At 41.4% G+C, this 9,680-nt stretch carries 8 protein-coding genes and 1 pseudogene; 4 read left to right on the top strand and 5 right to left on the bottom strand.

What is annotated here, in order from left to right; translation table 11 throughout:
- On the top strand, positions 1-228 hold a 228-nt coding region (locus tag VE944_RS10265; RefSeq protein ID WP_324976135.1), incomplete at its 5' end, for an opioid growth factor receptor-related protein.
- A gap of 332 nt (positions 229-560) precedes the next feature.
- Here the strand turns inward: VE944_RS10265 and VE944_RS10260 are convergent.
- The 3 genes and pseudogenes from VE944_RS10260 to VE944_RS10250 form a co-directional block, all read right to left on the bottom strand.
- On the bottom strand, positions 561-2,738 hold the full coding sequence (locus VE944_RS10260) for a Piwi domain-containing protein (protein ID WP_324976132.1): 2,178 nt from the start codon (positions 2,736-2,738) through the stop codon (positions 561-563).
- 80 nt (positions 2,739-2,818) lie between these two features.
- Positions 2,819-3,637 (bottom strand): PD-(D/E)XK nuclease family protein, encoded by an 819-nt coding sequence (locus VE944_RS10255; RefSeq protein ID WP_324976129.1) that lies wholly within the window; start codon positions 3,635-3,637, stop codon positions 2,819-2,821.
- 257 nt (positions 3,638-3,894) lie between these two features.
- A pseudogene (locus VE944_RS10250) lies at positions 3,895-4,008 on the bottom strand (beta-carotene hydroxylase); the annotation flags it as partial.
- A 78-nt stretch (positions 4,009-4,086) separates the two neighbouring features.
- On the opposite strand from VE944_RS10250, the gene VE944_RS10245 reads away from it, so the two are divergent.
- Positions 4,087-4,311 (top strand): DUF433 domain-containing protein, encoded by a 225-nt coding sequence (locus VE944_RS10245; RefSeq protein WP_324976126.1) that lies wholly within the window; start codon positions 4,087-4,089, stop codon positions 4,309-4,311.
- Entirely contained in the window at positions 4,295-4,621 is a 327-nt protein-coding gene (locus VE944_RS10240; protein ID WP_324976123.1) for a DUF5615 family PIN-like protein, read from the top strand. The genes VE944_RS10245 and VE944_RS10240 overlap by 17 nt, the downstream gene beginning before the upstream one ends.
- A 44-nt stretch (positions 4,622-4,665) precedes the next feature.
- Here the strand turns inward: VE944_RS10240 and crtR are convergent, their stop codons facing one another.
- Complete coding sequence (gene crtR, locus VE944_RS10235; protein ID WP_324976137.1) at positions 4,666-5,556, bottom strand: beta-carotene hydroxylase; 891 nt, start codon at positions 5,554-5,556, stop codon at positions 4,666-4,668.
- A gap of 379 nt (positions 5,557-5,935) precedes the next feature.
- Between crtR and pyk the strand changes: the two genes are divergently transcribed.
- Positions 5,936-7,705: a pyruvate kinase gene (gene pyk / locus VE944_RS10230; protein WP_229555450.1), complete on the top strand. Its 1,770-nt coding sequence runs from the start codon at positions 5,936-5,938 to the stop codon at positions 7,703-7,705.
- Positions 7,706-7,834: 129 nt separating this feature from the next.
- On the opposite strand, the gene VE944_RS10225 is transcribed toward pyk, so the two are convergent.
- Positions 7,835-9,616 carry a M61 family metallopeptidase gene (locus VE944_RS10225; protein ID WP_324976119.1) on the bottom strand — a complete coding sequence of 594 codons (1,782 nt, stop codon included), beginning with the start codon at positions 9,614-9,616 and terminating at the stop codon, positions 7,835-7,837.
- Positions 9,617-9,680: the final 64 nt, after the last annotated feature.

Genomic DNA, 9,680 nt, shown 5'->3' with positions numbered 1-9,680 from the left:
CAGTCAGAAGACTATCCGAATCGTAAAGGCGAATGGGTCTGTAGATTTAACCACAATTATCTTCGGATCACCCGTATCTTAAAGTGTTTAATAACATTTGGATTGGAGAATGAAGCGCAAGCATTTTATGAAGGCTTGCGAAAAATCTACCGTGAGAATAGCGATCGGATTGGACGTGAAACATTTCATTATTGGACAATTGCAGTCAAACCTAATGCGACAATGTAACAATAGTGATACTGTTCTGCGATCGCACTCAGTTGACTCTGAAGGTTAGCCTTGACCATGATGTAATTTTGTCAAGCAGCGATGTCTATGACGGCCTACGTCTACGCCACTCTCCAATCAGCCAATGAAGTAAAGATAAAATACTTCAAGTCAAGTTGTGAAAACGTCAAACAGGTTCAGCATTTTAAAGCGGTGCGTTAGTATTGACCATAAAAGATGCTGTTGGCATGGGAAAATCTTCACTGGACGAGAGGCTGTTGGGTAAGAACAATCTACGTGCTTTTTAGTTTTTGGCTCTAACTGAATTGTATTAACAAATATTTAGGTTATTTCTACAGCCAAAACTGGCAATCGCCCTCTAGCATACTGCTTGGATAAATCCCCCTTAATCGCAGTTTTGCCATCTTATGCGCTCCATATACTGGCATTGGCAAGCGAGGCATTTTTAATGCTCCATAATGCAGCAAGGTGAGTTTTAAAGTGGTTTCAACTACCTGTTCTATGGGAGGAGAAATTAAAGCTGGGTGGTTTCCAGTGATAACTGTCAAGCGTAAAGGATAAGCCAGTCCCATCTTTTCAGTTACGTCAGTTGTTACCAAAACTGCTTCAGTAGAAGAAATACGCAATGCTAAACCTTTTTCTGGTGCAGCTATAGTTTTATTAACAAAATTATATAGTCGAGGAATACCAGATTTTCTACACTCTACTAATATCAATTTACAGCCAATAGCTTCAGCCCATTCTAGGAGATTAGCAACTTCTTGTCCGCAAAAGCGCCCATCACGATAAATCAGTACTATTTTTCCTTCAAATTCTTTTTTTGGTAACAGTCCTTCTAGAAATTGTTTAGGAATTTCTTCACCTTGAATCAAAGTATCTTTTAGCAGATAGCGAATAAATTCTCCTTGCTTCCCATAAAGACGCATACTAGCACAAGCATTCATTGTTCCAGAAAGTTTTGTTTTAGACTCTCTGGAAATATCCAATCCAATGAAACAGTCGGCTATTTCTAGAGGTTCAGCCAGAACAAAAGGTAAATTACCTAGCTTGGCGAGAATTCCTGGAACCACCTGATTGAGAATATTTTTATAATAATCAGGATTTTTCAATGTATCTTCATAAATCATCTGGCTAGCTATCTGGCGACTAAGCAATAGATCATATATTTTGTGATAAAGACTACCACCCTCTTCCTCATCAGCGTTACGATCGCTCTGAGGCAAAAACGCCAAAACTATTTCAGGTTTAATTTCCATTAATTCATTGACTACTTCCTCAACTTTTGCTCTTGCCTGTGTATCACTTAAGTTTTTTAGCGATATTGATTTGCTAACAAATAGGCTTTCAAATTTATAGCTTTTTAACCGTTCTTTAAGTTTTTGTAGAAAGTTATCAAACCCCACCTCACAAAGATTCAGAACAGTAATCCGAATTGGTCTGGATGGGTCAGAAAATTTATAATAGCGGCGGTAAACACCACCTCTAGAAAGACCTGTGAGAATTTTACTTTGAGCGCTAATAACTCCGTTGCCAAATAGCAAGGGTGTATCTTCAATTGGAACTTGTGATTGCCAAAACAACTCTGGATAGTGACGGCTATTGATGCTGAGTCCTAACTCAAATCCATAATTATTTAAAGCGTTTTCAGCTTCTTCTTTATAGATAACTAATAATTTTGTTCGTTCTTTGTAAAGAATTTTGGTTTGCTTGAGTAATTCTCCCCAATTAACCCCAAACCTACTAGCTGTTTCAGATGTAACGCAGGGACGCAAAGCAGTCATGCCATATTCATACAGCTTTTTACCTTTACCAAATTTAACAGCCACCAGGAATTTATCAGATAGCTCATCTTGCAGAGCTTTCTTACTAATTTCATTCGTGGCTTTCTCAATAAGTTTTTGCTTGTGTATTAACGAAGGTTCTTTAATAAGCTGGGTGATAGTACCATTACCTTGGATATCACCAGAAATAGAGCGAACATTCAGATCAATTAAAAGCTTCTCTAGATTATCCTTTTCAGGATGATTAAGATAGAACTCAGCCAAAGTTTTTGTTAACAAAAATTTACTTTTCATTGTTAAAGTAATAGCTGGTTGTAAAGTTCCATATATTTCGATAGGTTCTGCCCAAAATTTTGCCTCACGTCTTACTTGCACACCATTTTTAGACAAAGCAGTTATGGATGAAAAGGGATATGGTTTAGATGTCTTTAATACCTGATAAGCTAGTAGAGAAATAACATTTGCTGAGACTGTTTTAGTGAGTGGAACTTCTTGAAACTGCCAAGTGCGATCACTAAAGTCTTTTATTCCTTCCGCAGCAATTTGTTCTAGTATAGATTCCCACTCTAGCCCAAAATCCCGCAGAGACATAGAGTTATTGGATTTACCAATAGCATAAAAATATGGCTTATCCCAAATAACGACTATGTGAGGTAAAATCCGACTAAGATGAAAACTCAAACTAATGCCTTCCTCATGTTTGATATCAGGTTTCAGTTGAAAGCACATTATATTAAGATTTGAAAAATTTAAACGAAAAATCTCGCTAGAAGATAAAGCTTTTGTTTGACTAATAGTTGCAGTAGCAATCACCTAGAAACCTCACTTACAGAAAATTCACAAATGGAATTAAAGGTACAGTACCTACAGGCACTACCAGGATTGGGAGGAAATATTTTGGCAAAATCATTTGGGTTTTCGCCATAATGCATTTTTTCAAGCTCATATCGCTTTGCTATATCTGCTAGCTCTATCTGCACAAATTTGAGTTGTTCAGGAGTGGCTGTAATTATGTCAGATATCAAGCCAGTTTCTAAGTTGTAGAATGAGGCAACAGATGGTTGTTGTGGATAGAGATAGCTAGCTGCTAACAGGTAGACATAAGCCTGTCGTCGGTCAAAGTCTGATTTACCTGTTTTGAAATCTAAAATATGAATAGTACCATCTGGCTGTTTAAAAGTGCAGTCAGTTGGTGCATATAGATTGAAAGAATAATTACCCTCTTGGATAATTATCGGTGAAGGAAATCCCTCATCGCCTTTGCTCAACTGAATGATTTTCTTGCCAACTAAAATAGGTTCTTTACAATAGTTCTTCAGAATACCAATGATTCGCTCTTGAACTTCTTCTGGCTCTTGATTGAGTTTTAAAATAGCTGCAACTTTTTCTACACCTTCAGACTGTGACAAAAGTTGGGGGTTTTGATAAAATTCATAAATTCCCGCTTGTGCTAATTTACCAATTCGCTGATGTTTATTGTCTTCTAAGAGAGCTTTAACTTGAGGCTCTTTCTGACGAACCTTGTTAAAGCCTCGCTTCGTATCACAAAACCAGAATTCTTGACCCACTCGTGAATCTGATAAAGACCAAAGATTATAACTTGCAGATGGTAGCCAAGCTTTTCTCATAAGTTTCAATTTTCTATGATGGAAGCTGGTGTTTGGCGTACCTGCACTAAATCTCGAATCATAGACAGAATCTCTCTGTATTTAGTTAACAAGAGACTATACACCATCTTATGGTTAGTGATCAAAGCTTTTAGGAAAAAAACTATATGCTATATCTATAAATTAACTTTTTGTATAAATTAACTTTTTGCCAATAATTTTTTATGTAATTGCATCACTTCTATTACGACAGTAATCGCACATTACGTTTTGTTGCAAATAGAAGACCACAAATGATGAATTAAGTGGTAATTCTGTTCCATAATCAAAATATTGAGAATTGGGTTGGAGTAGACGCGGGCATTTTTCTCGCGATCGCCCTTTGCAAGGGGGAATAAAATATATGCTGAGATTTACGAGACGACGAGAGTTAGGATCAGAAGGTAGTCTGTAGCTGACAAGCTAACTATATGGCATCCACATCGCGTGTTGTTCATAGCTATCCCGACATATTGGGGGGAACCCCTGTTTTTGTTGGTACTCGTGTGCCGATAAAAACCTTGCTCGATTATCTAGAAGCGGGTGACTCACTGGATGAGTTTTTAGATCACTTTCCCAGTGTCAGCCGTCAGCAAGCGATCGCCGCTCTCGAATTAGCAAAGGAAATGCTGACCGCCTATGCGAATTCTGCTTGATGAGTGTGTTGCACGACCTTTAAAACGTGAACTCACTGATTATGAGGTACGCACAGTTGTAGAAATGGGATGGTCAGGCAAAAAGAATGGCGAACTGTTGCAACTGATAATCCAGGAGAGTTTCACGATTATCCTCACAACAGACCAAAACTTACGATATCAGCAAAACTTCCAACAGGCTGGAGTTGCGGTCGTTGTTCTGGTAGCCTCTAGTAATCGCCTACCTGATTTACTTCCATTGATACCCAGTGTTCGCCCTGTCCTAGCAACTATCGCTCCGGGTGTGGTTGTTGAAATCAGAGATTTTTGACGCGTTGGCGCAGCCCGCCGTAGGTATCGCTTTATGCAATAACTCTATTCTTTTTGATGATGAAACCGAATTCCTAGAAAGATGTCATAAACAAACTCAAAAAAGTCTTTTTTCTGCAACAATCCTGAAGTTTGATAACATCCTTTTTCATCTAATAGGGGCTTCATCACATAGTATGCGGGCTGATAATTATACCAAGGAATAGAAGGCCACAAATGATGAATTAAGTGGTAATTTTGTCCCATAATCAGGATATTGAGAACTTTGTTTGGGTAGACGCGAGCATTTTTCCAGCGATTGCGCTCCGCAAAAGGACGATGGGGCAAATAGTCAAAAAATAATCCCAGTGCTATCCCCACCACAAAAGCTGGTATAAACCAAAAATTCAGAATGTAACCCAAAAAGTGGTATTGCACTGATATATAAACAATTACACCGACAATTAAGCGGCTGATGAACCATTCTAATAGCTCATATTTCCGCCACAGTCGCCGTTGAAAGAAAAACACTTCGTGGTACAAAAATCGCACCGCAATCAGCCATAATGGGCCACCCGTAGAGACATAATGATCTGGATCGTCTTCGGGATGATTAACATGTCCATGATGCTGTAAATGCACCCGCGTAAATACTGGAAAAGCAAAAGCTAGCATCAATGCACTGCCATGCCCTAACATCGCATTCATTACCCGGTTGCGATGAGCTGATTGGTGACAAGCATCATGAATTACTGTCCCAGCACAATGCAAAGCAATAGTGTTAACGCTAAAGCAAAGCCAGTGCGGCCATTCCCAAAGCCAGTAACCAAAGTTAGATAACACCAGCATTGCTACAGCTACTAAAAACAGCAGTAGCGTGGGATTGAAATCACCAGGAGGCGCTAAAAATTCCTTTGGCGGGATTGTCAGTGGCTTTCGTGCCTCCGATGTGATCATCTCTAACATTGACTCCTTCTTAATCAAACATTACAAATATACGATAAATATTAGGGAAGAATAAAATTTTGTAAAGTTTTGTATAGCAATATTTATTCATAGCTTTGTATATCAGTAGATGAATAACGCTATGATTCCAAACAAGAACTAATCTTTACTGATAAGTAGGGTATGACAATTGGCAAGAAGTTTATGGGATAAACTCCTTTGTTGGAAGGATGGATACAAGATTGATGTACTATATCTAGTCTATCCCACAGCCTCCACTCTCCCATAAACCCTCTCTAACTGCTTATATCTATTGATATAGCAGTGACTGAAAAGGAGATGCCATTTAAGTTACGATGACTTCCCAGATAGCTCCCTAACTTCAGCCCCTATGCAATTAAGAGATTCTTTACGCCGGACAAAAATTGTCGCTACTATTGGCCCCGCCACTAGCAGTCCTGAAATGCTCAAGGCAATTATTGAAGCGGGAGCCACGACACTGCGGCTAAACTTCTCCCACGGAACTCATGCCGACCATCAGCGTAGTATTCGCTTAATTCGGCAAACCGCTTTTGAATTAAATCAGCCAGTGGCTATTCTCCAAGACTTGCAGGGCCCAAAAATTCGCTTGGGGAAGTTTGACAACGGGTCTATAGTTTTGGCAAAAGGCGATCGCTTCACCTTGACAAATCGTCCAGTTGTCGGCAGCCAGGAAATTAGTTGCGTCACCTACGATTATTTAGCCGAAGAAGTCCCGGTTGGTGCAAAAATTCTCCTCGATGATGGACGAGTAGAAATGGTAGTCGAGGAGATTAACCGAGACAAAGGTGATTTACATTGTCGGATCACCGTGCCTGGAAAACTTTCTAACAACAAAGGCGTAAACTTTCCTGGCGTTTACCTGTCAATTAAGGCAATGACCGACAAAGACCGAGAGGATTTGATGTTTGGTCTAGATCAAGGTGTCGATTGGGTGGCACTTTCCTTTGTCCGCAATCCCCAGGACATGATCGAAATTAAAGAATTAATTTCCAGTACAGGCAAGCAAGTGCCAGTGGTTGCCAAAATTGAAAAGCACGAAGCCATTGAACAAATGGAGGCGATTCTGGCTTTGTGTGATGGGGTGATGGTTGCCAGAGGCGACTTAGGGGTGGAATTGCCCGCAGAAGATGTTCCTGTACTCCAAAAACGGCTAATTGCTACAGCAAATCGCTTGGGAATTCCCATCATTACTGCTACCCAAATGTTAGACAGCATGGTGAGCAATCCCCGTCCCACTCGCGCTGAAGTGTCAGATGTGGCTAATGCGATTTTAGACGGCACAGACGCGGTAATGCTCTCCAATGAAACTGCTGTGGGTAGCTTCCCAGTAGAAGCAGTGGCGACGATGGCACGAATTGCCGAGCGGATGGAGCAGGAAGAATCCCAACATTTAAACTTACGTTCTTCGAGAGATGCCCGACGCTCCATTCCCAATGCTATTAGTCAAGCTGTGGGTCAAATTGCCGAACAACTAGGCGCAGCAGCAATCATGACCCTAACGCAAACGGGGGCAACAGCTCGCAATGTCTCTAAGTTTCGTCCTCGTACACCGATTTTGGCAGTGACACCCCATGTAAATGTGGCGCGGCAGCTACAGATGGTGTGGGGAGTCAAACCGTTGTTGGTGCTAGGATTACCTTCCACTGGTCAAACATTTCAAGCTGCGATTAACGTGGCTCAAGAACTTCAGTTACTGTCTCAGGGAGATTTAGTAGTGATGACCGCTGGCACACTCCAGGGTATTTCTGGCTCTACAGATTTGATTAAGGTAGAGGTGGTGACGGCAGTACTAGGTCACGGAATTGGACTAGGACAAGGTTCAGTAAGTGGTCGCGCACGGGTGGCCAATACTGGTATGGATGTGAGTAACTTTAATCCTGGAGACATATTGGTTGCACCCCGCACTAGTGCCGATTTTGTGGAAGCAATTCGGAAAGCTGCGGGCATTATTACGGAAGAAGAAAGTCTTACAAGTCATGCAGCAGTAATTGGGTTGCGTCTCGGTGTGCCAGTGATTGTCGGCGTGAAGCAGGCAACGCAGGCGATTCGGGATGGAGCGATTATAACCCTGGATCTGCAACGGGGTTTGATTTACTCTGGGGCGGTGAGAACAGCTTAGATAGTAGGGAGTGGGGAAGAAGCAGGGGAGCAGGGGGCGGGGGGAAGAATAAAAATTACTTCTTCCCCTCTGCTGCCAGCAAGAACTGCCCCTCTGCCTCTTACCAATGCCCCATGCCCAATCCCTTTATCAAACAGTTGTGATCGCTACTCTAAGCCATCCAGCAAAGTTTTGCTCTTGTGTGGAGTTAGGATGCTCAACAGGCTTTACCTGATACCGAGTGGGATGTGGTGAAGCGAGGATGATGGAATAAGTACGGAGTTCGTCTTGGTGGAAAACTGCGACTTCAATTTTATCGTTTGGTTGGTAATCTTTCAGGCGATCGCTTAAGCCACCCGCAGTTACCTTAATCCCATCAATTGCTAACAACTCATCACCTGCATCGATTCCTCCTACTTGTGCAGGTGAACCAGTCTCTACAAACTTAACGATCTCCCGCCCATTCTCTGTATTTATTCTCACGCCCAAGTAAGGTTCTTCCTGCTGATCGGCTACCACCTGCAAGCCAAAGGGTTCTAAATACTGATTGAAAGGCAAATCATCAGTATTATCAATGTAGCGTTTAAAGAAATCAGTCAAATCAATTCCGGCAACAGATTCGATAACTTCCTGTAACTGTTCTGGGGTATAGCCAATTTCATCTTGCCCAAATTGCTGCCACATTTTCAGCATCACGTCATCAAGGGAGCGCTGATTGTTGTGAGTAGAGCGAATCAGTAAATCCAGCAACAACGATACCATTTCTCCCTTTAAATAGTACGAGATTTGGGAATTACCACTATTGGCATCCGGGCGGTAGAGTTTTATCCAGGCATCAAAACTCGACTCAGAAACAGTTTGTATCTTGCGCCCCGGTGTCATTTCATATCTGGTAATTTCTTTGCCCAAATTATTCAAATACGATTGAACATCATAAATTCCTGCCCGCAAAGGAATTAACAAGTCATAGTAACTAGTAGTGCCTTCACAAAACCATAATGATGGTGTGTAATTTTCTTGGTCGTAATCAAAAACCTCTAATGCTTTTGGGCGAATTCTCTTGACATTCCACAAGTGAAAGAACTCGTGTGCTACCAATTGGATAAAGCGATTGTACTTATCTTGAGCGCGAAATCCAAAACGCTGATAAATTAAGGAGCAAGAGTCCTTATGCTCCAAACCGCCAAAAGCTTGGCTAAATAAATGTAGTAGAAACACGTATCGTTGATATGGCAAACCGCCGAACATCTGTGCTTCTACCTGAATAATTTTTTGAATATCAGCAATTATCTGCTGGGCTTGGAAATTTCCTTGCCCCCAGATTGCCAGTTCATGGGGTTTTCCCAAAACCTCAAAATTATACAATTGGTGGCAACCAATCTCAAAGGGAGTATCAACAAGAGTATCAAAATCGCCAGCCAAAAAAGTATTTTTTTCCTCAACAACGGGTGGTAAGGCAGTAGTTACTTGCCATTCCGGGCGTGGTAGTACGATAGTAACGCGAATGGGTTGGTTCTCCCAGCCAGTTATTCTAAAAAATAGTGCTGCACCGTTGAAATAACCGTGGGTAGCATCTAAGTGATTAGTCCTTACCGATAGCTCATTCGCAAAAATGCGGTAACGTACAGTTAGTTCTGAAACATCCTTTTTATCTACCTGCCAGTGATTTTTACTGATCTTCTGCAAAGGTAGAGGCTTACCCTCTGCAAAAGCCTCAAAATCCTGTAAATTCTTGGCATATTCTCGGACTAAGTAGGAACCGGGTGTCCACACTGGTAGTTTTAAATCGAGAATCGGCGAGTGGTAATCCACAAGGCGTAAAGTCACCTCAAACAGATGGGTTTCTGGTTGGGACATTGCCACCAGGTAATGAATTGTTGGCCTGGTTTCCTGGACGTGGGTATTGGGACGAGTTGCTGTTGCTTCAGTCATCTTGTGTACTGAGTTAATACTCAATGGTTAATGGGATAGGTGATTTCTCCTATCATGACAAATT

It is taken from the genome of Nostoc sp. (genome assembly GCF_035638895.1).
Taxonomy (GTDB): domain Bacteria; phylum Cyanobacteriota; class Cyanobacteriia; order Cyanobacteriales; family Nostocaceae; genus Nostoc.
This window is presented reverse-complemented; position numbering and strand designations above follow the sequence as displayed.